16 protein-coding genes, 1 tRNA gene and 1 other annotated feature are annotated in these 23,676 nt (G+C 41.9%); of the genes, 3 read left to right on the top strand and 14 right to left on the bottom strand.

What is annotated here, in order from left to right; genetic code table 11:
- Positions 1–162 precede the first annotated feature (162 nt).
- The 9 genes from CALPO_RS0100395 to CALPO_RS0100355 all read right to left on the bottom strand — a co-directional run bounded on the left by CALPO_RS0100395 (position 163) and on the right by CALPO_RS0100355 (position 15,282).
- Positions 163–1,749 (bottom strand): sodium-dependent transporter, encoded by a 1,587-nt coding sequence (locus CALPO_RS0100395; RefSeq protein WP_026485577.1) that lies wholly within the window; start codon positions 1,747–1,749, stop codon positions 163–165.
- A gap of 131 nt (positions 1,750–1,880) precedes the next feature.
- Positions 1,881–3,575 carry a hypothetical protein gene (locus CALPO_RS0100390; RefSeq protein WP_026485576.1) on the bottom strand — a complete coding sequence of 565 codons (1,695 nt, stop codon included), beginning with the start codon at positions 3,573–3,575 and terminating at the stop codon, positions 1,881–1,883.
- Between the two features lie 23 nt (positions 3,576–3,598).
- Positions 3,599–6,892 carry a carbohydrate binding domain-containing protein gene (locus CALPO_RS0100385; RefSeq protein ID WP_026485575.1) on the bottom strand — a complete coding sequence of 1,098 codons (3,294 nt, stop codon included), beginning with the start codon at positions 6,890–6,892 and terminating at the stop codon, positions 3,599–3,601.
- Positions 6,893–6,913: 21 nt separating this feature from the next.
- Entirely contained in the window at positions 6,914–7,903 is a 990-nt protein-coding gene (locus CALPO_RS0100380; RefSeq protein WP_026485574.1) for a glycoside hydrolase family 130 protein, read from the bottom strand.
- Positions 7,904–7,936: 33 nt separating this feature from the next.
- A complete protein-coding gene (locus CALPO_RS0100375; protein WP_051585738.1) occupies positions 7,937–8,845 on the bottom strand; it encodes a carbohydrate ABC transporter permease in 909 nt (302 codons plus the stop codon).
- A 42-nt stretch (positions 8,846–8,887) separates the two neighbouring features.
- Complete coding sequence (locus CALPO_RS0100370) at positions 8,888–9,865, bottom strand: ABC transporter permease (protein WP_084295086.1); 978 nt, start codon at positions 9,863–9,865, stop codon at positions 8,888–8,890.
- A 75-nt stretch (positions 9,866–9,940) separates the two neighbouring features.
- Positions 9,941–11,620: an ABC transporter substrate-binding protein gene (locus CALPO_RS0100365; protein ID WP_084295083.1), complete on the bottom strand. Its 1,680-nt coding sequence runs from the start codon at positions 11,618–11,620 to the stop codon at positions 9,941–9,943.
- Between the two features lie 262 nt (positions 11,621–11,882).
- Positions 11,883–13,511 carry a response regulator gene (locus CALPO_RS0100360; protein ID WP_026485570.1) on the bottom strand — a complete coding sequence of 543 codons (1,629 nt, stop codon included), beginning with the start codon at positions 13,509–13,511 and terminating at the stop codon, positions 11,883–11,885.
- Positions 13,489–15,282, bottom strand: coding sequence for a sensor histidine kinase (locus tag CALPO_RS0100355; protein ID WP_026485569.1), 1,794 nt, complete (start codon positions 15,280–15,282; stop codon positions 13,489–13,491). The genes CALPO_RS0100360 and CALPO_RS0100355 overlap by 23 nt, the downstream gene beginning before the upstream one ends.
- A 331-nt stretch (positions 15,283–15,613) precedes the next feature.
- Between CALPO_RS0100355 and CALPO_RS0100350 the strand changes: the two genes are divergently transcribed.
- From CALPO_RS0100350 to CALPO_RS0100340, 3 genes are all read left to right on the top strand, one after another.
- Positions 15,614–16,888 carry an MFS transporter gene (locus CALPO_RS0100350; protein ID WP_026485568.1) on the top strand — a complete coding sequence of 425 codons (1,275 nt, stop codon included), beginning with the start codon at positions 15,614–15,616 and terminating at the stop codon, positions 16,886–16,888.
- 18 nt (positions 16,889–16,906) lie between these two features.
- Positions 16,907–16,979: transfer RNA gene (locus CALPO_RS0100345), tRNA-Trp, on the top strand.
- Between the two features lie 171 nt (positions 16,980–17,150).
- A complete protein-coding gene (locus CALPO_RS0100340; protein WP_026485567.1) occupies positions 17,151–18,404 on the top strand; it encodes an MFS transporter in 1,254 nt (417 codons plus the stop codon).
- Here the strand turns inward: CALPO_RS0100340 and CALPO_RS0100335 are convergent, their stop codons facing one another.
- The 5 genes from CALPO_RS0100335 to CALPO_RS0100310 all read right to left on the bottom strand — a co-directional run bounded on the left by CALPO_RS0100335 (position 18,405) and on the right by CALPO_RS0100310 (position 23,673).
- The gene (locus CALPO_RS0100335) at positions 18,405–19,028 is read right to left on the bottom strand and encodes a TraR/DksA C4-type zinc finger protein (RefSeq protein ID WP_035171802.1); all 624 of its coding nucleotides are present in this window, start codon (positions 19,026–19,028) and stop codon (positions 18,405–18,407) included. It abuts the gene before it with no gap.
- Positions 19,029–19,115: 87 nt separating this feature from the next.
- Positions 19,116–19,343 carry a DUF5665 domain-containing protein gene (locus tag CALPO_RS0100330; RefSeq protein WP_407638197.1) on the bottom strand — a complete coding sequence of 76 codons (228 nt, stop codon included), beginning with the start codon at positions 19,341–19,343 and terminating at the stop codon, positions 19,116–19,118.
- Between the two features lie 78 nt (positions 19,344–19,421).
- A complete protein-coding gene (locus CALPO_RS0100325) occupies positions 19,422–20,117 on the bottom strand; it encodes a 5'-methylthioadenosine/adenosylhomocysteine nucleosidase (RefSeq protein ID WP_026485564.1) in 696 nt (231 codons plus the stop codon).
- A gap of 26 nt (positions 20,118–20,143) precedes the next feature.
- The gene (gene ileS, locus CALPO_RS0100320; protein WP_026485563.1) at positions 20,144–22,903 is read right to left on the bottom strand and encodes an isoleucine--tRNA ligase; all 2,760 of its coding nucleotides are present in this window, start codon (positions 22,901–22,903) and stop codon (positions 20,144–20,146) included.
- A 48-nt stretch (positions 22,904–22,951) separates the two neighbouring features.
- Positions 22,952–23,157: a binding site (T-box leader), on the bottom strand.
- 3 nt (positions 23,158–23,160) lie between these two features.
- Complete coding sequence (locus CALPO_RS0100310) at positions 23,161–23,673, bottom strand: DivIVA domain-containing protein (protein ID WP_245589861.1); 513 nt, start codon at positions 23,671–23,673, stop codon at positions 23,161–23,163.
- Positions 23,674–23,676: the final 3 nt, after the last annotated feature.

Raw genomic sequence — 23,676 nt, 5'->3', positions numbered from 1 at the left:
CCATAAAACGGGGATACGGTATAAGCACAATTATAATTTACCGTTGCTATGCTTTAAAAGTGATGAAAAAGTGATATATACACAACTTATAATCAGCGTCCATGTTCCAACCATAAAACCAATCGCTTCCGGTGTCATATTCTCCCTCCTGTATATTTTTGATCACGCAGCCAATTCATCCAGTTTTTTGTTCTTGGCTATTTCCCTATAATACTTTTGCTTAATCGACATATAAGATTCTACAAACCCTATTACGCCTACAAGCAACAGAACAATTCTCGCAGCCTGAACCCATGGAATAAGTTGAGGTGTACTTTCCACAAATGAAGGCACCCATTTAAAATACCCTTGCCGTATATAATCCATTGTAGAAAACACTATCAAGGTTATCAAAAGCAATGGAGAGGCAACCCTTACAAATATATTGAAAAACCATGGTTTTACTTTCCAGTAAGATCCTTTATTAGTCTCGTCAAGCCACCTCTTCCCGAAAAACCATGCACCTGCTATCATTTCCAACATCCCCAAAACGAGTATAACATAGCTCCCTACCCAGTTGTCCAGCTCAGTAAAGTAAACGAGATTTGATGTGCCGGTCAAAATAGGCTCCAGCCCTACCGGTAGACCACTTATTATATACAGCATAAATACCACGAAAGATGCAAATCTCCTACCAATTCCAAGGTCTTCATCCAGTAGAGTGGTAAGGTAATTGTACATGGCAACAGCTGATGTAAACCCGGCAAAGAATAACAGCAAAAACCATAAAGTTCCAAATATCTGCCCACCGCTCATATTCCTGAAGATGTTGGGAAGGGATATAAACGACAGGCCTATACCTGATCCTAAGCCCTTAGGACCCAAGAATGCGTAAGCTATAGGAATGACTATAGAACCTCCCAATATAACTTCGGCAAACTCGTTTAAAGATGCCGTAGTAATACCTGACAAAACTATATCATCATCCGACTTAAGGTACGACGCATAATTAGGTATTATACCCATGCCTAATGAGAGGGTGTAAAATACCTGTCCCGATGCCTTTAGAGCTGTCTGCCATGTCAACTTGCTCCAATCCGGATTCCATAAGTAATTTAGCCCTTTTATTGCTGACCAATCCGGCCTTACAGGACTTCCTATGGTCAGAGACCTTATGGCAAGTATTATTCCAAAAACGTAAAGAACAGGCATCATTATCTTTGACCATACCTCAATACCGTGCTGGATACCCTTCATTACAGCAAGGCCTAATGCTGCCACGGCAATAATCCAGAACGTAAGTTCTAAGCTGGGAGACTGTATATACCTTGCAAACAATTCCCCTGTAGATATATCGTTGTTTATGTAAGTACCGATAGCTGAAAGGTAACTGTAACCTAGCGTCCAACCTATTATATGATTATAATAGGAATTTATCAATATTGTCACTACAAATGCGAGCATACCGCAAACCGAGCCAAATATAAGGGCATATCTAGGCTTGACGCTTTCCCTGGCCTGAAGGTATATCAATGGTCCTATAGTGCCATAGCCGTATTTGCTTCCATACCTTCCTAGATTCCATTCAACCAGTAAAATAGGTATACCCAAAACAATTATGGCAGCTATGTACGGAATCATAAAAGCCCCGCCGCCATTAGAGGCAGCCAGATAAGGATACCTCCAAAAGTTTCCCAGCCCTACTGCATTTCCTGCCATTGCTAATATAAGGCCGATTTTTGATCCCCAGTTTTCGCGACTATTTGACATATCTTACTATCACTACTCCTTTTTAAATATTTATTACTATAAAATTATATAAAAATTTTAAGTGTTGTGCAAATATAAAAGCCCTGCTCTTCATAGAGCAAGGCCCCAATTTTTAAATTTTATTTCCTTTTTTATTTTATGCACTTGTACACGCAATACGCAGTAGGTTCTATATTTACCGTAAAAATTGTTTTGTCACCTACGGTATTTCCCTTTACCTTTTTACCCGAAATTATATTCAACAGGCCAACGTGGGGTCCATTAATAATAATGTTAACGTCTGTATTATACGGCAAAAAGGATTCAACCACAAACGCATCGTTGTTGTACACAAACAACCCTACTCTGCTCTCACAGTCCAATTTAACGAATATATTTTCCATTAATAGCTGCCGCACTGTAAGCAATACCTCTCTAGGATAATGATACAAATCGCTGTAATTATCAGGTATATTCAGCACGTACAGCAAACCTCTTCCATACTGCGTTTCTAAAAGCACAGGGAAATTGTTATTCTCATCTATCGCCACGATAACAGGCCATGAATCGTTGGTACTGTATTCCAGTTGAGAGAGCAACACCTTTTTAGTCGCTCTGCTGTAAACCCGAAAAGCGCATGACTTTGTATCGCAAGCAAATAAATCCACTACCGCTTTTCTATCAGTGCGTTTGATCAAGGCAACATCCTCAAACCCTCTATCCTGCAATTCTGCTAAGAGACCTGATGTCATAAATACCGTTTTTCCTCTCAAAAGCATGCTTTTTATCTTGTCTACGATATTAGAATCATGTGCCGCACTGGCCGAAAGAAAGACCACGTCGCTATCCTGCGGAAATTCAGCAACCGGCTCAAAAGGTATACCCAACATGCCCAGGTAATCGTACAGATTGTCTTCTCCTGAAGAATGGTACGGTTTATAGCAAGCAACACCTACGGGGTCTCCCAATTCACCTAAAAACTCATCAATTTTTTCCAGACCATATCCTGCCATAGGAACGTAAACACTGTCCTTTAACGATCCCATTGAAAACAAAGTGACCTCTCTGGCTTTAGAGAACAGCGTAAGGTAAATTTGCTCCATATAATACCCCAGGTTGTGGAGACAGTCCAAATTGTCAAACCATCCACCGCCATTTCTGCCTTTGCTCGCATTTTCCATGTACCTCATCAAAAAATAACTCAAATACCCCTGTATATGTTGTTGAGTGTACCTGGGATCCCTGGTCTCCGTTCCTGTATATATCATATCAAATATCTGCGGTTGATCCTTTAAGTTATACCCTGTATTCTGATAATGGTCATACCAATTGGGGTATTTGATAATCAGCCTTACATCAGGGTTAACCTCTTTGGCTGCGTCTACCAGCTCACAGGATACCTCTTTTAATAACTGCGTCCTGAACTCACTCCACGTTTTGTCGCCTTTAGCTTGTATGCACGATTGGCATTTGCAATTGGTAAAGAAAAAGTCATCTAATATGATTTCATCAAATAACTCGGCGGTAAACCGGACAATATCCCTTAACTTCTCCCTGTTTTTTGAATTTGTGTAGCAAAATGCAGCAAAACCCGATAATCCTTTCTGGGCTACAGTAGTAATCCCGCCTGAAACCTTTATGCCTTTGTTCTTAAAAAATTCTTTTATTTTAACCATCTTCTCCCTGCCAATTTGCAAATCCGCGCGAAAGGTCTCCAGGTATACTTTGCTGCACTTTAAGTGCTTCTCAAATTGCTTAAAATCCTGCGCCAGTTGAGAAATATCGTTTATACTTTCAAGGTAGTGTACGGTGCAATATATGGCTAACTCGAAGTTATCGTAACTCATAGTATACCTCCTAACTATCAACGCTATATCCTACCAAGCTGCAACAACATCCTGTATATCACTGCAGCAGCTTGAGCCCTAGTAGCCCTCCCGTCAGGAGACAGATACTCATCGCCAGTGCCTTTAATCAAGCCATTACTCACGCCTATAGCCATCGCGTCTTTTGCCCAATTTTGCACCTTGCCGCCATCTTTGAATTTGCCCAGTACCGACACATCGCCTTTGGATACAAATTTTTCTACTTTGTTAACCCTCAAGGCGTTTACAACCATTACCATCATTTCCTGCCTTGTAATTTGCATATCAGGCTTAAACTGCTTTCCATATCCTGATGCGATCCCTGTACTCTTAGCGGCTTCCACCAAACCATAATACCAATCTCCCTTGTTGACATCGCTGAAGGTGGGGACATCAGGTATGCTTTGCTTTATCCCCAGGGCCTTTACAAGCATGGATACGAATTCAGCTCTCGTTATTCTCTTGTCAGGCTTAAATGTACCGTCAGGATAACCCGATATTATGTTTTTAGATGCGAGAACCTGTATCTCGTTTTTTGCCCAACTGCTTGATATATCAGTAAATTTCGGCGCTATACTGCCTTTATTGACCATAGAGGAAGGTACTTCAACGAGCGTGATATTATCGGCGTAAAAATCGGCGTTTGACGCATCATCTTTCCACAGCACAAATTCTGGATCTGATCCAAATGCATCAGGGGTGGTAAATACGACCTGCTTATAAGTCCAGTCCGTTTCAGTAAACCTCAATATGTTTTGCACATAGGTATTATTGGCGTCCTTCAGGTGATACTGAACTATGACATCGCAGTAAGTACCAGGTTTAGCGGTAAATTTACCCCATGCCCCTAAGATATAAGTGGTATTGGGCTTTAAAGCGACTTTCTGGCCCATTCCTGCCTGTTTTCCGCCTGACAGCTTAAACCCCTTAGTGCCCCCATAAGCGGCCTCAGGTACAGCGCTAACCGGATAACCCCAATCAGGCCATCCGTCCATCCCGTTCTCTGCTGTTCCGTTCACTATTAAATTGGAAACTTCCACGAGATATACATCATCCACGTACAGGTTGGCTTTTGACGTATCCCCTTTCCAAAGGGCCAGCTGCGGCGTTGATCCGAATACGTCGGGTGTAGTAAACAGCAGCTGCTTATATGTCCAATCCGTCTCGTTAAAATTCAAAATGTGCTGGACATAGGTATTGTTTGCATCCTTTAAGTGATACTGTACCACCACATCAAACGTCCCTGCAGGCTTGCTGTCAAATTTAGCCCATGCCCCTAAGATATAAGTGGTATTGGGCTTTAACGGTATATCCTGCCCACCGCCTGCTGCCTTTCCACCACCTATTTTAAGCCCCAAAGCGCCATTATGAGCCGCCTCTGGCACTGCGCTCATGTCCTGCTGCCAGTCTTGCCAGCTGTCCAGACCGTCTTCAAAGCCCGGGTTGCTCACCATGTTTACGCCGCCTTCGCCCATCTTAACCGGCACGTTTACTGTAATGGAGTTATTAGATTGGTTCTGATCATCAGCGTATAAATTTTCCAGCACAAAACTAAAGTTAAAAGGAGCCGCCGCCCTATATTTAACCTTTGTGCTTAAAGTTATTGACTCACCCGGTTTTAAGGTCACATTGTCCTGTTCTGCACAGGATTTAGCGGCGTCATCTAACGTATAATAGTAGCCGTTGACGTAGAACCATCCTATTATATTTGTGACAGGTGTGGCCTCAGGGCCCTGATTGGCAACCGTGACCTGAGCCTGCACATAATCTCTTTCCTTTACCGTATCAGGAGTTATTTTTATCCCGGTTACAACCAGTTCATAGCCAGAAGAAGGAGCAGTGCTATTAAACGCGGCTTCAATCCAATTGTTTTCAATAACCGCATCCTCTGCACCATCAGCATAGGTACTTGAACTATCTATAACAGCTTTTACCGTAAAATCGGTCTTAGAAACAGTGAGTTCGGGAGACGTTACAGGTATCCTCTGGCCTACAGCTATTCCCCCGCTGATTTCCACAGGATCTCCCAGCTGCACGCCATCTACGTAAAATTTGACAACGACTTTGCTATCTTTTCCAATGGGCAAATCCCCTGAATTGCGTAAAAACGTGGTAAACTGGACTTTATCGCCTGCTTTAAACCCGTTGTTATTGGCGATCAATCTCTCCAGAGCAAGATCCACCTTGGGATTTTGATCATCAAAGGTCGGCGTAATCCCATGATTGTCATCCCATATCTTATCCCCTACCCAGCTCAGATTAGTGGGCTTGGACCCATCGGTTTTATTGATCTCCCAACCGCTTCCCCTTCCGGTACCTGAAGTCAGATCGTATAAATCGTAACCATCCCAGTTCCAATATATCCTTCCGGCACCTTTGTTCATCACTGCCTGTAAGCCAGACTTTACGCCTTCTTTCGCGGCATCGCTGTAATCCTTGCCGTATTCCTCCATGAACACGTACAAGCCCTTCGCATTAGCTCTGTCTATGTAATCTTCAACTTTTTTCTGGATATCGCCTTCGTTATAGTTGTGAAAGGCAAAAATCGTGTTTTTAGCACTGTCCGCGTTTAACAGATCCTGACCGTAGGTCAAAACCGCGCTTCTCTTTTCATCTACCGTAGGTGTGTTTTGCTCAATGCCTTCGTTGGCATAGCTCCAACCATCCACCACTATAATATTGTCTGCCCCTGTAGACCTTATGGCTTTAATGATCTCTTCATTAGCCACTTTCCACTGTGGGTCTAGCGGAGCGGTAGACGAGCCAGGCTCATTCATGGTGTTAAACCAGACATAAGGGTTGTCTTTGTATTTAGCGGCCAATTCCTTAAACCACGCAATAGCCTGATCTAAACTGGGCTGTCCTGGCGCTGGAGGAGGATTGCTCAATGGCGGATACCCCGTGGTGTCGTGAAGGTCAATTTCTACTACCACTTTTTTAGCCGTAAAGGCCTTAATGATGGCGTCAATATCGTTATTGGCGCCAGTCCCCTCCCCCCAGTTGTTTTGCCCGATAAAGCAGTTAAGCCTCACTGTATTAAATTTCCATACATCAGCGATCAGATGAACATCCTGAAGGACGCTTCTCTTCTCCCAGGAGCGGTATCCCTGGATGTTCACGCCTTTGATTACAAAATCATTTCCATCGGGGTCAACGATTTTATTGCCCACTACGTGAAAGCGCCCATCACCGGAAGTCCCGGCAGCTTTTGCCTGCTTGTCACCGATAAATACACCGTTGCCTAAAGCAACAGTCAATACCATTACAAAAACCATCAACTTGGACAAAACTTTTTTCATTTTTTCAAACACCGCCTTAAATCACAGAGAGTTATTGGATTTTACAAAATCTATCACTTCGTCTACTTTGGCGAAGGCAAGACATGTAACCGTATCCGCAGCTCCGTAGTAGATCGCTATCCTTCCCGTGGGCGCATCGTACAACGCCGCTGTGGGAAATACCACATTGGGCACATCCCCTACGCACTCGTACAGCTTTTGCGGTGACAGCAGGTAATCCGATGCCCTGTATATCACCTTCCACGGCTCATCTAAGTCCAGTAAAGCGGCTCCAAAGCTGTACACAAACCCGTTGCACGATGTCAAAACCCCATGGTAGAACAGCAACCAGCCTTCCGTCGTCTCTATAGGCACAGGACCTGCTCCTATCTTGGTGCTCTCCCACGGCTTGTTGGGCGACATCACGTGCCTGTGGTGCCCCCAGTGCACCATATCCGGGCTCTCGCTGTAGAATATATCGCCAAAAGGCGTATGCCCGTTGTCGCTAGGCCGGCTCAACATCGCGTACTTACCCTTTATCTTACGCGGAAACAGCACACCATTCCTGTTAAAGGGCAAAAAGGCGTTTTCCATCTGGTAGAATTCTTTAAAGTCGTAGGTATACGCAACGCCTATGGTGGGATAGCCATGGTATCCGTTGCACCACGTGATGTAATACCTGTCCTCTATCTTGCAAACCCTGGGATCGTAGGCGTAAACAAACCTGCTTACCTCTTCATCGTCGCATATAAATTTTATACGTTCATGGTCTATCTCCCAGTTAAGGCCGTCCTTGCTCCTTCCGCTGTGTATCTCCATCTGGCGGCTTTTTGTGTCGCATCTGAACACCCCTGCGAATTCTCCGTTAAAGGGCACCACAGCGCTGTTAAAAATGCTGTTGGATGAAGGTATAAGGTCTCTGGGTATCACCGGGTTTTGCTGGTAACGCCACACTACGTCATTACACCCTGCTGGCCTATCCTGCCACGGTATATTGGGCAATGCCTCCCCGACTATCAACTGTTTGCTCATACATCGTCGCTCCTTCCTATTGATTATAAAATATCATCCTTTTACTCCCCCAATGGTTAGACCTTTTACAAAGTACTTCTGTAAAAACGGGTAGACAAACAATATGGGGGTTATGGCCACAATCGTCATAGCGGCCCTTATGCTCTCAGGCGTAACAGCACTGGACTTATTCCCCACAGCCTGGTCAAAAGAAGCCTGCATGGAAAACTGCTGGGTCGATTGTAAAACCTTTTGAAGCTCGTACTGTAAAGTGCTCAAATGAGGATTGGTCGAGCAAAACAGCATGGTGTCAAACCACGAGTTCCATTGGCCTACCGCTACAAAGAGCGTAATAGTGGCTAAAACAGGAACACTCAAGGGAAAGATTATGGAAAATATGATCCTCAATTCGCTGGCGCCATCCAATTTTGCCGATTCTATCAAACTTACCGGAAGCCCGTCAATATAACTTCTCACTACCATGATGTTCCACGCGCTTACTATACTGGGCAATATGTACACCAGAAAATTGTTCATAAGGTGCAGGTTTTTGATGAGCAGGTAGTAAGGTATCAAACCGCTGCTGAAGTACATGGAATATATGAATATCCTAGATATGATACCCCTCAGCACAAAGTCCTTTCTGCTTATGGCGTAGGCTACGACGATGCTACACAAAACATTTAGCGCAGAACCTATAATAGCTCTTAACGCGGATATCACGGTGGCGTTGTATATCTGTGGGTCTGTTAATATGGATTTATAATTGAACGTTGTAAATTTCCTGGGAAAGAGGTAGATTCCACCCCTTACAGAGTCTATGGCGTCGTTAAAGGACACTGCCAGTACGTTCAAAAACGGATACAATGTCACAATTATCACGATTGTAAGGACGATGTAATTGACCGTATCAAAAATTATATCCTCAGCCTTGCCGCTTATCTTTCTTGTCTTTACAGCCATTTATAAAACCTCCTGAAATCTCAATCTAGAGGCTAATAAGCCTCAAAACGCGCTTTCACCGCTGACGGCTTTTGACAACCTGTTGGCAAATGTAACTAACACAAGAGAAACCACCGAATTAAATATGCCAGCAGCCGTGGCGAAAGAGAATCTCCCCATAGGTATACCGTAATTGTACACGTACAGCTCCAGGGTCTGCGAATAGTCTATTACCATCGGGTTTGAAAGCAAAAATACCTGTTCAAACCCTGCGTTTAATATCCATCCTGCGCTTAGTATCAACAGTATTTTTATAGTAGGCACAATAGAAGGCAACGTGATAGAGAATATCTTCCTTAATCTTCCCGCTCCATCTATGCTCGCCGCCTCATACAGTTCGTTGTCTATAGCGGTCATAGCAGCGAGGTATATGATGGAGTTCCATCCAACTTCCTTCCACATATCAGAAATAGCCATGATAGGCCAGAAAAGCTGTGGTATGCCCATAAAGTTTATAGATTCCTTGACCACGTGTAGCTTGAGGAGGATATCATTTATTATGCCCTCTGGCGATAGCACATTAAGGACTATACTGGCAGCTACAACCCATGAGACGAAGTGGGGAAGATAAGATATGGTCTGCACGGTCTTTTTAAATTTTATATTTCTCACCTCGTTTATAAGCACTGCCAGTGTAATAGAAGACACAAAACCTATAACGTATTTTAACAGGCTTATGCCCAGCGTATTTCTTATAGCCTGATAAAAGGTGGCATCCTCAAATAGCATTTTAAAGTTCTGCAGGCCTACCCACTGAGAACCCCTTATCCCCAATGCAGGCTTGTAATCCTGAAATGCCATTATCCAACCCCACAATGGGATGTAACTGAATATGAGCAACAATATCAAGAATGGAAGCACGATAAAAACCAGTTCCTTCTGCTCCCTTAACTTTTTATAAAAGATCTTTCTGCTGTCCTCCTTATTGGCAGGAATTCCTATCTGTGCATTTGTGTTTAAGTTACTGGAAATGTCAGCCATATTCTCTCCTCCATATATTAATTTCATGTATAATGAAGTACATCGCGACGATGTACTTCATTATACATAAGGCAATTATTTACTTCCCCACTCCTGTACCCTCTTCTTAATCTGCTGGGTAATGTACGCATCACCTATGTCGTATTTCGCTTTTTTCATCTCAGCCACATACTCTTTCCATATGGACTCAAACTGTCCTGGCTTTGCCATTATCAGCTTGGCCACGTACTTTCTCGTCAGATCAGAGGCCTTCTGCTGGGCGATCTTGATCTCCTGTTCGCTGTCGGGTATGGTTATATCCCACACATAGCCGTAAGGTGTGTCCAGCGGCGGAGCCATCAGATCTGCTAAGTTTTTCAGGTTATAAGCTTGTAGCACTTCTTTCTCATAAGGCTTATATACGCTGCTTATATATTCAGGAGTATCCTGCGGGAATACATAGTTGCCGTCTGAGAACTTAGATCCTCCATCGGGGTGTGGGAATATCCAGAACGATCCAATACCTTCTTTCTGGGTATAATTGGCATCTTTAAACCTGGCTAATTGCTCAGGCGTCATGTACATCTTGCCGTCCTTAACCGTGTAGTCCTGCCCTTCAAAGCCCCAATTGACCAACTTCAATACCTCTTCACTGGCCATTGCATCAAGGAATTTAAACGCAGCCACAGGGTCCTTGCAGCTCTTGGTTATGCATACTCCAGCACCTGTGCCCGTTATATTTATACCGTTATAAGCCTCCTTGGTTACGCCGTCAAATACCACCGGCATAGCAAAAGGCACTCTGTCATACATCTTTTGCTGCTCTAAAGCGTTGATAGCATCCTGTATCTGCCATCTCTCATCGTAAAAGCCTATGAGCCTTCCTGAGGCGATCAGCGATTTGTAAGAGTCATAATTTCTGGTAAACATCTGCTTGTCAACAATGCCCTTATTCCACTCCTCGTTGAGCTTTTTGTAGTAATCGTGGGCCCACTGGGTTAACGCAAATGAATGAGCGTTGTAATTGTCATCTACCCATACGCCGCCAGTATTGGGGTTGCCTGCCAGGTAACTGGGTACATTGATAAGCACGTAAATTCGCCAGTTATCCGTATCGGCCGTAAACCCTATAGTGGGCTGGCCATTGTACGTGGGATGTTTTTTAACGTAATCTTCGATTATGTTAAAATACTGATCCAGTGAGGTTACCTTAGGCCATCCAGCTTCCTTTAGCACCGCCATTGGTAAGTAAAAACCAGAATTGGGGTAAAGAAGCGTAGTGCTTTTCCTGAAAGGAGTTAAGTAGTAAATGTGCCCGTCTTTAGGATCTTTCATCTTGTTGAGATCTTGCGGGCTGTACCACTTTTTTATGTTTTTACCGTACTTCTCTATGTAGTCATCAAGAGGTACCAAAACCCCTGCATCCCTAAAGGTTTGATACTCGTTGTGGGGATCTATCAGATCAGGCAGGTCTCCTCCTGTTATCATGAGATTTGCCTTTGTCTTTTCATCGCTGCCTACAATGTAGCTGGTTTTCAGTTTGACTCCAGTTAACTCTGTGAGCTTTTTCCCCACAGGCGTAGCAGAAAGGTCAATGGGCTTCTGGTTTGAATCTCCTACATATAGCGTAAACGTTTTTATCTCCTTGCTGCTTTCACTCTTAGCGCTGCTTTTAGTAGCATTAGCCTGTTTATTGGAGCTCTTGCAACCTGATAAGAGTATGGTAATCAAAAACAAACCCAAGATAAAAAAAGTCACTATCTTTTTACCCTTCACTTAAATTCCCCCTTGTATAAATATAAGTTGCACATAAATCAAAACGCCTACCTCACCCTACTGATACCTCCTTTCTTTCTTTACTTTTTTCATATTATTTTAAAAGAATTCCCTGAACGTTTTCACTATTTATTTTAAGACCGTAGAAGCGTATTATAAATAAACGCTTTTTATTAAAAATCACAATATATTTGGAAATAATTATGGCGCTTTTACATAGATATGAAAACGATATTACATGAATAAAAATTTTTTTAGATTTTTATGAACTTTTTTTATATAACTTTTTGTATTCCAGCGGACTGACACCTACAAAAGTCTTGAACACCTTGCTGAAATAACTGACATTGGCAAAGCCCACTTTTTCAGCGACCTCATACACGCTTAAATCATCTGTCCTGAAAAATTCTTTGGCCTTTTCCACCCTCAAAGAGTTAAGAAATTCTGTAAAATTTCTTCCTGTCTCCTTTTTAAATAAATGGCAAAAATAAGATTCATTCATTTTTACATAATTGGCCACGTCTTCAAGAGTTATACCCTCCATATAGTGTGAGCTTATATAATCAATGGCGCGGCTTACATCCTTACCGTACCTTTGTTTTTTCAGTTCATCCATATATAAAGAGTATCTGCCTATAAAATCGTAAAACCACGACATCATCTCATCTAACGTAACGCAGCATTCAATAGACTTCTCAGGATTATTCCCGCTGTCATCTTTTATGTTTTCTATATCTCCTCCTACCTGTTTTATTACGCTGGCAAAGGTGTGGATAATATCCTTTACCTCTTTTTTAACCCTTGAAGGTGATATCCTATGACTTGCTCGCACCTGATCCAGCAGATTATATATAATTTTATAGGCCTCATCTATTCGGTTTTCTTCCAGTGCATCTCTGAGCCTTTTCTCTTTATCACCACTGTAAACCATAGCTTCTTCGTACGGGAGTACATCACCGCAATAGACAATGCTACCTTCGCCTGTATAAATCCTTGACTCCACAGCTAATGAAGCCTCTTTATATCTATTTTTTACATCTTTAATATCCTCAAAGACATCGCTTATGCCAACAGATATAGACATTCCCATATACAGCTTAAACATATCTACTATATGCTGGGCCAACTCTTTTACACTTTTTAAAATAGTATCAACTTTTTCACCGTTAAAACACATTAAGACAGCAAACTCCTTATCATCCCTGGCAAAGGTGTTGCCACATAAATCTTCCTTATTTGTCATTTCATCAAGCAGATTTATAACAGATAGTTTGAACAGGTGTCCCTCAGCAGCAATCATTTTATGGGGAGAATCACATCCATCCACTTTCATGCACAGAACTACGTATTTATCACCCGTTAGCCTTAATTGTAAAGCCTTCATTTCATTATCTGAAATGCCAATAGACGAGTCAGAATCAATCAAATCGTTAAAATACTTGCTGCGTATATCGTGGATATTGGTCTTTACCAGTTGCTGCAATCTTACAACCTCATCGCGCCTTAACCTCTCTTCCTCGATTTTGGCCTTTACTGATTCCATGACCTTTATTAAATCCTCAGCATCCATGGACAACTTAGGTATGTAGTCCAACGCACCCAGGCGCATGGCCTCTCGCACGTATTCAAAGTCATTATAGCAGCTTAATATGACCGTTTTTACCTGCGGAAATTCCGATTTTAATTTTTTTATAAAGGTCAGGCCGTCCATTTTAGGCATGCGTATATCAACCAATACCACATCAGGCTTGGTCTCCTTTACAACTTCCAGCGCTTTTAAGCCGTTGTCAGCTTCTCCTACGATATCAAAGCCGTACTTATTCCAATCAATAGTAGTCCTTATTCCCAACCTTACCAATACCTCGTCATCAACTATTACCACTTTTACCATTAAGTATCTCCTCCTTAACCGGCAACCTCAATTTAATAGTAGTGCCAATGCCTTGCTTGCTGTCCATTGTCAACCCATAATTGCTGCCATAGTACAACGAAATTCGCTCGTTTACATTTTTCAGCCCTATATTGTTAAACCGGCTTTTGCGATCGTAATTATTGTCTAGCAGTTCTTTTAACCTGCCTTCAGGTATGCCCTTTCCGTTGTCAATAACCTCAATCAAAATATCATCGCCTTGTACGTATCCTTTTATGACAATAAGCCCTCCGCGATCTACATCTTCAAAGGCATGTATTATGGCATTTTCAACCAGTGGCTGAAGTATAAGGCACGGCACTTTGTATTGCAAAATATCATCGGCGATCTCGTATCTGACGTCAAATTTATCCCCATAACGCATTTTTTGTAAAGATACATACCTTTCAACGCAGTCAATTTCCTCTGACAGCGGTATCATCTCCTCGGTATTGCTCAATGTTGTTTCCAATAATTTGCCCAAATCCGCGATCATCTTGCTCACATTGTCGGCACCGTTCATTTTAGCCATCCATTTTATCGCGTTTAAAGTGTTGAAGAGAAAGTGAGGGTTTATTTGAGCCTGCAAAACTTCCAGGTGTGTCCTTTCACGTATCCGATGTTCCTCATTTAACTGTTTTATAAGAGCATCGATTTGTCTGACCATGCTATTAAAACTGGCCTCCAATTGAGATACCTCGTCATTCCCTTTAATCTCCACGCTAACATCAAAGTTCCCTTTGGTAACCTCTTTCATTAGTGTCCTCAAACGAGATAAAGGCTTTGTGATGTTCCAAGATATAAAAACAAATATACCCAGTAAGCCTAATAAAAATATCAAATTGATGGTGAGATTGTACACTGTAAGCTGTTCAATTTCTTTCATTATTACATTGTAGGGAATTAACTGTAATATCTTCCAATTAGTTTCAGGTATTGTATTGTAATTAATAAGAGCCTTCTGCCCTTTAAAATATGAGGTAAAAGACCCTTCACTGCCATTTTTTATAGCTTTAAAAAACCCCGCCTTAATCAAATCCCGTTCCTTAATAGAAGAATCGCTGGACGTAATAATTGAACCTTTGTCGTTTATTAAAAGCAGATGGCTGCCCTCCAATTTTTTACTCGACTTTAGCAATGATTCCAGGCTCCCTTCCGGGTATAGGCTGATCAATAGTACTCCATAACTGATATTTTCGTTCCCCTTAATAAGGCGCGCCATTGCTATGTTGCCTTTGCTGGCTTGGCTGATGTCTTTCATATAATTTCCCGCTGGTGCCATCCATAATATGCGGCCATTCTTTTCCATCGCTTGCTTAAACCAATTCTGTTTGGAAATCTCGTTATAATCTTTAAGTGATGTATCATAAACAGACGAAGAATAAATATTGCCATTAAACCCTATTATCATCAAATCAGCATTATAAGGATACAACACCGCATTTCTCGCATTGTCTAGCCTATCTAAAACCTTTGACTGATCAATGTATTCATCCCATTCGCTATCATATGCATTGTTTTGTAAAACATCTATGATGCCCTTATCCAAGAAAATCATATTAGAAACCGCTATCATATTATCTATCACTATATTTACGCTATTGGCTATCTGAACCAGCGTTTGCTGAAGGGACGCATTTACTTTCTCTTTCAATATGTTCTCGTATGTACGATATACCAAGATAGGCATAAAAAACATCGGTATGGTCAGAAATATCAGCACCGTAATAAGCAATTTATTTCTTATAGACATTGCACCTTAAATGTAACCCCCTTTTTTAATTTTTTTAACTTAAAATTTCACGCAAACATATTCGCTTTGTTTTACGTTTTCCTCTGTGCATTTTTTCGCAGTTATACCAGCTAACAGCCATATTTTTGTAATGTTTCTTAAAATTATCATATATCTTAGCTAAAACACTTTCAAAGCTCAAATTCGTCCAAATTCCACGAATTTTTATAGCTTTTTCTGGATTTTTCTCACGATTACTCTGTCTTTCTTTGTTTTTTAATATCATTGAACTCAGTGGGGTTAATCTGGTATAATTACCTTGCTGTCACGTCTGACTGTCAGGAGGTGATATATGTTTAACCTGAGGGAAATCTACAAAAGTTTTATTTCTATCAACCGCAACGCGAGGATCAGCATAGCCGTAGATCCCCTTTTTACCATACCTATAACCATGTTTACGGCTTACCAATCGATTTACATGAGCCAATTGGGTCTAAGCGCGGAAGAAATAGGATATATAACATCAATAGGTCTGTTAGGCCAGCTGTTAAATTCTTTCTACGCAGGAGTTATCACCAATAAATTTGGCAGAAAGCTGACGCTATTTGTTTTTGACATCGTATCATGGTGCATGGCTTTTGTGGCGTGGGCTTTGGCAAAAGACTTTACTACTTTTTTAATCGCCGCAATATTAAACTCCTTTGTCAAAGTAGCAGAAGTAGCTTGGAGATGTGTGCTTGTAGATGATTCACCGCCGGAGGAAAGAATAAAAGTATTTGCCTTTCAAAACGTGGTATTTGTGTTAGGAGGAATGGTAGTCCCTGTAGGTGGCCTGCTGGTATCCGTTTACGGTGTCGTGACTGCTACCAGGATTATGCTTATATCAGGCTGTATTGCTATGATCATCGCTATAATTATAAGGCACTTTTATCTTACTGAGACATCTGTAGGATTAAAAATGATGAAAAAATCAAACAGCAAAAACCACAAACCTCTAAAAGACATGGCAGACGCTATAAAATACATAGCAAACCACACCGAAAACTTCATACTGCTTATAGTCGTGGTGCTTAACAACTTTCAATATATATTAAAGTCCACATATTACAATCTTTACCTAACAGAAAAACTTAAGATAAGCTACAAACTGGTTTCCATCTTTCCTGGTTTAAGCGGTTTAGTCTCATTAATAGCGCTGTACATCGTGCTACCCAAGCTGTCAAATCAAGACGAAAAAAAGGCGCTTTTATACGGGCTTATGCTGGTTTCTGCATCAAATTTAATATTTGTGTTTACACCTCCACAAGGTTATGGGATTTTAATCTCGAGCATTCTATTAGGGGCAGCAGGAACCGCCATAATGGGACCTTATATAGATACCTGTTGGGCTAACTCCATAGAAGACGATAAGAGGGCAAACGTGATATCTTTCTCTACAATATTTATCACCGTCATAAGCATACCTGCAGGGACCATAGGAGGATATATATACACTATAAACCCCTTAATGCTATTTGTGCTGATATTTGCGTTGACCTTTATGATGTCCTTACTAGTATTTATACTCCTACGGCTTAAAACAAAAAGATGCTGTGCAAAAGCTATTGACAGTGATAAGGTGATCTGATATAATAATTCTCGTCACAGGGGAATAGCTCAATTGGTAGAGTAGCGGTCTCCAAAACCGTTGGTTGCGGGTTCGAGTCCTGCTTCCCCTGCAGTAATGGATACAGAGGTAAGAGGGAAGACAGTACGTCTTCCCTCTTTTTATGTGTACGCATCTGCAGCCGGTCCTGTCTGCCACCAAATAACCCTTTGTCCCGTCCATTAAGATTTAAATTGATAAAGAAAAAAATAAGTAATATAATATCACTAAAAGGGGTGTATTTATGCTAAAAGCTATCAGACCGATAAAGTTGCAATTTAAGCATAAAAACATATTCTACATAGCGCTAGACGGCATTGCTGCTATTGCAGCTTTTAACATCATTCAGCCTTTTTTTCAGATGTTTGGAAAACATTTGGGCGCCAGTGATTTTCAGGTAGCTCTCATAAATTCTCTGCCAGCTTTAGCCAGTATATTTGTGTTGATACCTGGTGCCTATTTCATTGAATCGGCTAAATCAAAGAAGGCAATAACCATTAAGCTGGTCTTTATAACAAGCCTGTTCTATGTTTTTATAGCGTTAGTGCCTTTTATAAACAGCCAAGTCAAATCGTGGATCTACGTAATACTTATAGGTCTTATGAGCGTCCCAGGATCTATATTTAATACATCCTGGCAATCTTTTTTCTCAGATGTATTTAAAGGCAAAGTACGCAACTACGCCTTTGCCATAAGGAATAAATACGCCACGCTGATAGGCCTTGTGACGACATTGCTTGCAGGCCAGATCCTTACGAATTTCCCTAAAACTGACGAACAGAGGTTATACGTTTACCAAGTCTTCAGCATACTGGCGTTCTTGTTTTTAATTTTAGAGGTATATTTTTTATCAAAAATCGATTCTCCCGTGCCAAAAGAAGGCAAAAGCGAGAAATCAATCTTGCCAAAATGGGCTGAGGTAAAGGCTAACAGGCGCTTTATTGTATACACCATAACATCGTTTATATATTACGTATCATGGCAGATGGGATGGCCTTTGTTTTTTCTCTTCCAGGTGGATTACCTTCACGCCAATGAGCTATGGCTGGCGATAATAAACGTATCGGGTGCCATCACGTCGGTGTTATCCTTTACCATATGGAATAAGATTATATCAAAGTACGGAAATAGTTTTGTACTTATCATCGCCGCTGCGGGAATAGCTTTAAACCCTATACTTTTTGTCTTCGCCCATTCCCTCACGATATTGACGGCATTCAACGCGTTTATAGGGATCTTTGGCGCAGCGCTGACGTTGACACTGTTCAACAACCTGCTGGAGGTCGTACCTAATGAGTCAAAGACCATGTACATAGCCTACTATAATACCTTAATGAGTGTATCGGGTTTTCTGTCACCCATTATAGGTGTATGGCTTTACAAAAAGACGAATATCTACTTTGCCATGGACTTTGTGGGCCTTCTCAGGTTTACAGGAACTTATATATTTTATCTGCGCTATAAAAGCGAAAAGCGAATGGCAAAAACCAGTTACTGATTACTCGCCGTCTTCCATAATCTCATCTTCGCTTATTTTATCTACGGGCTCTACCACGCCTATCTCCTCGTCATCTATAACGCCTATATAATCCCCGGTTCCTTTACTGGGATCGCCATCAGGTATGGAATACCTGGCCACAGCTTGCCATGAATCCTCCGCATCAAACTCCACTTTGTTTTGCTTAGACCTGTCATTGAAGCCATAACCAGGAGATAGGGCGTATTCCTCTACGGGCCTCCCCGACAAATCCAGCTCATTTAAGTGAACCTCATTTTGTTTTTCGCATTCAATGCACAAAGACGCGTAAGGTATAGCCTTAAGCCTCTCCTCCTCAATGGGCTTGCCGCAATGATTGCATATACCGTAACTCCCTTCTTCTATTCTCTTTAATGCGTCATTCACTTCTTTTAAAATGCGATTTTCATGAGCCAGCAACGCATAATTTTTTTCCTGCTCATAAGTTTCCGTACCTATATCAGCAGGATGATTGTCGTATAGTGAAAGCTCTTCTATAGCATCCCTTTGCCCTTTGTTTACATCGTAAACGTCCATTCGATTTATTCTATCTTCAATGTCTTTTTTTATTTTTAAAAGCTTATTCTTATAATACTCCAAGTTCAACTACATCACCTCTGTTTTTATATTGTCTTTTAAAAGCTATATTATACTCCCCTGACAAAGTTTTAAGCAAAAAAAGGACGCTGAAGGTTATAGGTTTTGTTGTACTATCTTTACTATCTGAGCGATCATATTACCTATCACCGGTATATTCAGCGCCACAAGCCTCTGCAAGAAATATATGACAATTGCCCCTAGAATGGTAAATCCCACGGCCATTCCAAGGCCTCTGTAAAGGCCGCCTATAAAATTTAGCCAAAAAAGGCGCCAGGGATTTTGAAGCAATTCCATGTATTCTACTAATTTCAACTTTTCCATGGTTATCCCCAAATCGCTGAATTTCTTCTCAATGAATTTAGCCAGTTCATCGTTATCCACTTGTCCCACCTTATAGTATTATTTCCAGTATCGCAACATTCTACGCACAATTTCACTGGAGTTGCGAGCCGCCATTTGGGTAAATTCCTCAAAAGACATACCGGACTTTTCGTCGGCCTTATCCGATATGCCCCTTATAACCACAAAAGGTACCCCGTTGAGATAAGCACAGTGAGCAATAGCAGCCCCTTCCATTTCCACAGCATACCCGTTAAATACATTTTTTAAGAATTCAACCTTTTCGGTGCGGCTTATAAATTGGTCTCCCGACACTATCGGCCCCACCACCACTTTCTTACCTTCCAGCACCTCTTTGCTGCATTTCACGGCAAGATCTATCAATTGCCTATCGGCCTTAAACACGCTTTTATCCATATCAGGGATTTGCCCAAACCGAAAACCTAATGCCGTAACATCCATGTCGTGCTCCATGAGCTCACTGGAAACCACTACATCCCCTACCTCTAACTCCGGCATAAGCCCTCCGGCTACTCCAGTGTTTATAACAGCACTTACATTGAATTGATCTATTAGAAGCTGGGTACAGATGGCGGCGTTGACTTTGCCAACGCCACACCTGACCACAACTACATCTTTATCTTCCAGCTTGCCCTGATAAAAAGTCATTTTCGCCTTTGAAACCCTTTTTACATCGCTCATCTGTTTTATCAGCAACTTAACCTCAACGCTCATGGCCCCTATAATCCCTATCACGTTAATCACCCCTTATATCTACATATCTACCTTATATTCTCAACACACCGTGCGCATAAAGTGGGATGTTGGGGATCCTGCCCTACCGTCTCGCTGTACATCCAGCACCTCTCACATTTCTCACCAGGAGCACTGGATACAACCACTTTTCTATCGCTGCTTTCTGACGGCTGATGCAGCACCACCTTCGACACTATAAATATAGTAGAAAGCTGGTCTTCGTATTGCTTTAATATCCCGTATTCGCTTTCATCAGGGTATATATCTACCTGAGCGTTAAGGGAATGCCCTATTACCTTATTAACCCTGGCCTCCTCTAGCGCTTTGGTAACCTCATCTCTAAAGCCTATAAGGAAATCCCATCTCTTTTCCAGCTCCGAATCGCAATATTTATCTTCGTAGACTGGCCAATCGCACATTTGAACGCTCTCGAATTTTTCTCCTCCTTTGTCTTTCATATAACTCCATATCTCCTCAGATGTAAACGTGAGTATAGGCGCTATCATCTTGACCAGCCTATCCAAGACGATGTACATTGCCGTCTGAGCCGACCGCCTGCCTAAGGAATTTGGCCTATAGGTGTAAAGGCGGTCCTTTATCACATCCAGGTAAAAATTGCTCATGTCTACGACGCAGAAATTGTGAATCGCGTGGAATATGGAGTAAAACTCGTAGTCGTCGTAAAAAGCCGTAACCTTTTTTACCAGCTCATTCACCCTTAACAATGCCCATTTATCTATTTCGTACATGTGATCATACTCTACTCTGTTTTCGCCGTAATTGAAATCGTACAGATTGCCCAGTATAAACCTGGCGGTGTTTCTAATTTTTCTATAGACTTCGGTCATCTGCTTTAATATTTTGTCAGATATCCTCATGTCCGCGGTATAATCGGCAGATACAGTCCACAGCCTTAAAACATCGGCACCGTATTTATCCACAATCTCCATCGGGTCTATGCCGTTGCCCAGGGATTTAGACATTTTTCGCCCCTGCCCGTCTACCACAAAGCCATGGGTCAACACGCTTTTGTAAGGTGCTACCCCTTTAGTGGCCACCGACGTCAAAAGAGAAGACTGAAACCAACCCCTGTGTTGGTCGCTGCCTTCTAGATACAGATCAGCAGGCCACTTGAGCTGCGAGGTATGCTCCAGCACCGCTCTATGGCTGGATCCTGAGTCAAACCATACGTCCATGATGTCGGTCTCTTTTTTAAATTCCCTATGGCCGCACTCGCACTTTATATCACCGGGCAGGATGTCCTCGGGTTCCATTTCAAACCAAGCATCAGAGCCTCTTTCTTCAAACAACTTTGCCACCAACTCTATGGTGCGATCGTTGATAAGGGGCTTGCCGCAGTTTTTGCAGTAGAAAATAGGGATAGGAACACCCCATATCCTCTGTCTGGATATGCACCAATCTCGCCTGTCTCTTACCATATTGGATATGCGCTCTTTGCCCCATTCGGGTATCCACTTTACCTCGTCTATGGCCTTTAGCGCTTTTTCTCGGAATCCATCTATCGACGCAAACCACTGTTCGGTTGCCCTGAATATGATCGGATTCTTACACCTCCAGCAATGGGGGTACGAATGCTTTAAAGTATTTTTCGCCAAAAGAGCATTTTTTTCTTTGAGGTCTTCCTGGATAACCGGATTAGCTTTTTCGTAGTACAATCCCTTATACTTGCCAGCTTTTTCGGTAAAGTAACCTCTATCGTCTACGGGATTTAGCACCTCCAGCCCATACTTCATACCCACTATAAAGTCCTCTTCGCCATGGCCTGGTGCGGTGTGAACGCAACCTGTACCAGCGTCGTTGGTAACATGCTCGCCCAATATTATAACCGAAGTTCTGTCAATCAACGGATGTTTTGTCTGTATACCTTCTAAATCTCTACCTTTAAATTTCGCCAGTATTTGATATTGCTGAGGTAATTTTGCATCTTTTACCACCATGTCTATCATGTCAGCAGCCAGTACGTAGACCTCGTCTCCAAACCTGGTCAAGGAATAATCAAACTCAGGGTTTAAACATATTGCCAGATTTGCGGGAAGCGTCCACGTAGTAGTCGTCCATATGACAAAATAGACCTTATTTAAATCTTCTACATAGGGCTTAAACAGGCCTTTATCGTCAACAACCATGAATTTTACGTAAATAGCGTCGGACTTATGATCAGCATATTCTATCTCGGCTTCAGCCAACGCTGTTTCACAGGTAGGGCACCAGTACACAGGCTTTAAACCCTTGTATATATAACCCCTTTTCGCCATTTCGCCAAATACCCTTATCTGTTCTGCTTCAAATTTATGGTTTAGGGTCAGATAAGGATGATCCCAATCGCCTCTTACGCCCAATCTCTTAAATTGCCCCTTTTGTTTTTCTACCTGGCTCAAAGCGTAATCCTTGCATAGCTTTCTAAACTCCACCGGTGACGTCTCATGCCTTTTTATCCCCAATTTTTTTATAGCCTGCTGTTCAATAGGCAATCCATGGGTATCCCACCCAGGTACATACGGTGAATCGTAACCTTTCATCGTCATGTATTTTACTATAATGTCTTTTAAGACCTTGTTCAGCGTATGTCCTAAATGTATGTCGCCATTGGCATACGGAGGTCCATCGTGAAGTATAAACTTTTCTGCTCCTGCCCTCCTCTCCTGCACCTTTCTATAGAGGTCTATCTCTTCCCAGTATTTAAGTATTTCCGGTTCTTTTTTTGATAAATTCGCCTTCATGGGAAAATCAGTTATTGGAAGGTTCAACGTCTTGTTGTAGTCCATCAATGCTCTCCTTTCTCAGTATATATTTATACTAAAAAAACTTTCGCCACCTGGGGCGAAAGTTTCGCGGTACCACCCATTTTACCATAAAAATGATCGCTCATCTGAAATAACGGCAAAACCGGAAAGGCTTACTCTTTTTTCAGCCCTCAGCTCCGGAGTGATTTTCAGCCATACCCCGCAATGGCTCGCACCTACCGCCATTTCTCTTGAGGCGCCGAATACAGCTTACTCTTCTCCTTCATCGCCGTTGAACGCTATTCTAAATTGGCTTCAAGGGAATTTTCATCCCCACCTTCTTCACTATTACTTTTATCAAAATTTATCTCATCTGTCAATACCTTGAGCTCCGCTTCCAGCAGCGTCTTGAACCTCAATTTAAACTCCAGTACCTGCTTTCTCACATTCTCGTATTCTTTCTTGATCCCTATGACTTCCTGATTGGCTTTCTCAATAATCCTTCTCGCTGTTTCTTCTGCCTCTTTTATGAGATTTTCGGATTTTTCTTTCGCACTAGCTACCATCTCATCAGCTGTCTTCTGAGCCATGAGCAAGGTGTTGTTCAACGTTTGCTCTAACCCAACATAATTCTGCAACTTATCGTTTAAAAGGCTTATGCGGTCTTTAAGCTCCGTATTCTCTTTGTACAGCTTCTCGTAATCCTCTATTACTTCATCTAAAAACTCATTGACTTCCAGTTCATTATAACCTCTAAAAGACCTTTTAAACTCCTTGTTATGTATGTCCATAGGGGTCAGCATATCTCCCATTGC

The organism is Caldanaerobius polysaccharolyticus DSM 13641 (assembly GCF_000427425.1).
GTDB classification, from domain to species: domain Bacteria; phylum Bacillota; class Thermoanaerobacteria; order Thermoanaerobacterales; family Caldanaerobiaceae; genus Caldanaerobius; species Caldanaerobius polysaccharolyticus.
This window is presented reverse-complemented; position numbering and strand designations above follow the sequence as displayed.

Coding starts and splice junctions, on each gene's coding strand:
- CALPO_RS0100395 (WP_026485577.1), bottom strand. CDS start 1,749: ATGTCAAATAGTCGCGAAAACTGGGGATCAAAAATCGGCCTTATATTA.
- CALPO_RS0100390 (WP_026485576.1), bottom strand. CDS start 3,575: ATGAGTTACGATAACTTCGAGTTAGCCATATATTGCACCGTACACTAC.
- CALPO_RS0100385 (WP_026485575.1), bottom strand. CDS start 6,892: ATGAAAAAAGTTTTGTCCAAGTTGATGGTTTTTGTAATGGTATTGACT.
- CALPO_RS0100380 (WP_026485574.1), bottom strand. CDS start 7,903: ATGAGCAAACAGTTGATAGTCGGGGAGGCATTGCCCAATATACCGTGG.
- CALPO_RS0100375 (WP_051585738.1), bottom strand. CDS start 8,845: ATGGCTGTAAAGACAAGAAAGATAAGCGGCAAGGCTGAGGATATAATT.
- CALPO_RS0100370 (WP_084295086.1), bottom strand. CDS start 9,865: ATGGCTGACATTTCCAGTAACTTAAACACAAATGCACAGATAGGAATT.
- CALPO_RS0100360 (WP_026485570.1), bottom strand. CDS start 13,511: ATGGTAAAAGTGGTAATAGTTGATGACGAGGTATTGGTAAGGTTGGGA.
- CALPO_RS0100355 (WP_026485569.1), bottom strand. CDS start 15,282: ATGTCTATAAGAAATAAATTGCTTATTACGGTGCTGATATTTCTGACC.
- CALPO_RS0100350 (WP_026485568.1), top strand. CDS start 15,614: ATGTTTAACCTGAGGGAAATCTACAAAAGTTTTATTTCTATCAACCGC.
- CALPO_RS0100340 (WP_026485567.1), top strand. CDS start 17,151: ATGCTAAAAGCTATCAGACCGATAAAGTTGCAATTTAAGCATAAAAAC.
- CALPO_RS0100330 (WP_407638197.1), bottom strand. CDS start 19,343: ATGGAAAAGTTGAAATTAGTAGAATACATGGAATTGCTTCAAAATCCC.
- ileS (WP_026485563.1), bottom strand. CDS start 22,903: ATGGACTACAACAAGACGTTGAACCTTCCAATAACTGATTTTCCCATG.
- CALPO_RS0100310 (WP_245589861.1), bottom strand. CDS start 23,673: ATGGGAGATATGCTGACCCCTATGGACATACATAACAAGGAGTTTAAA.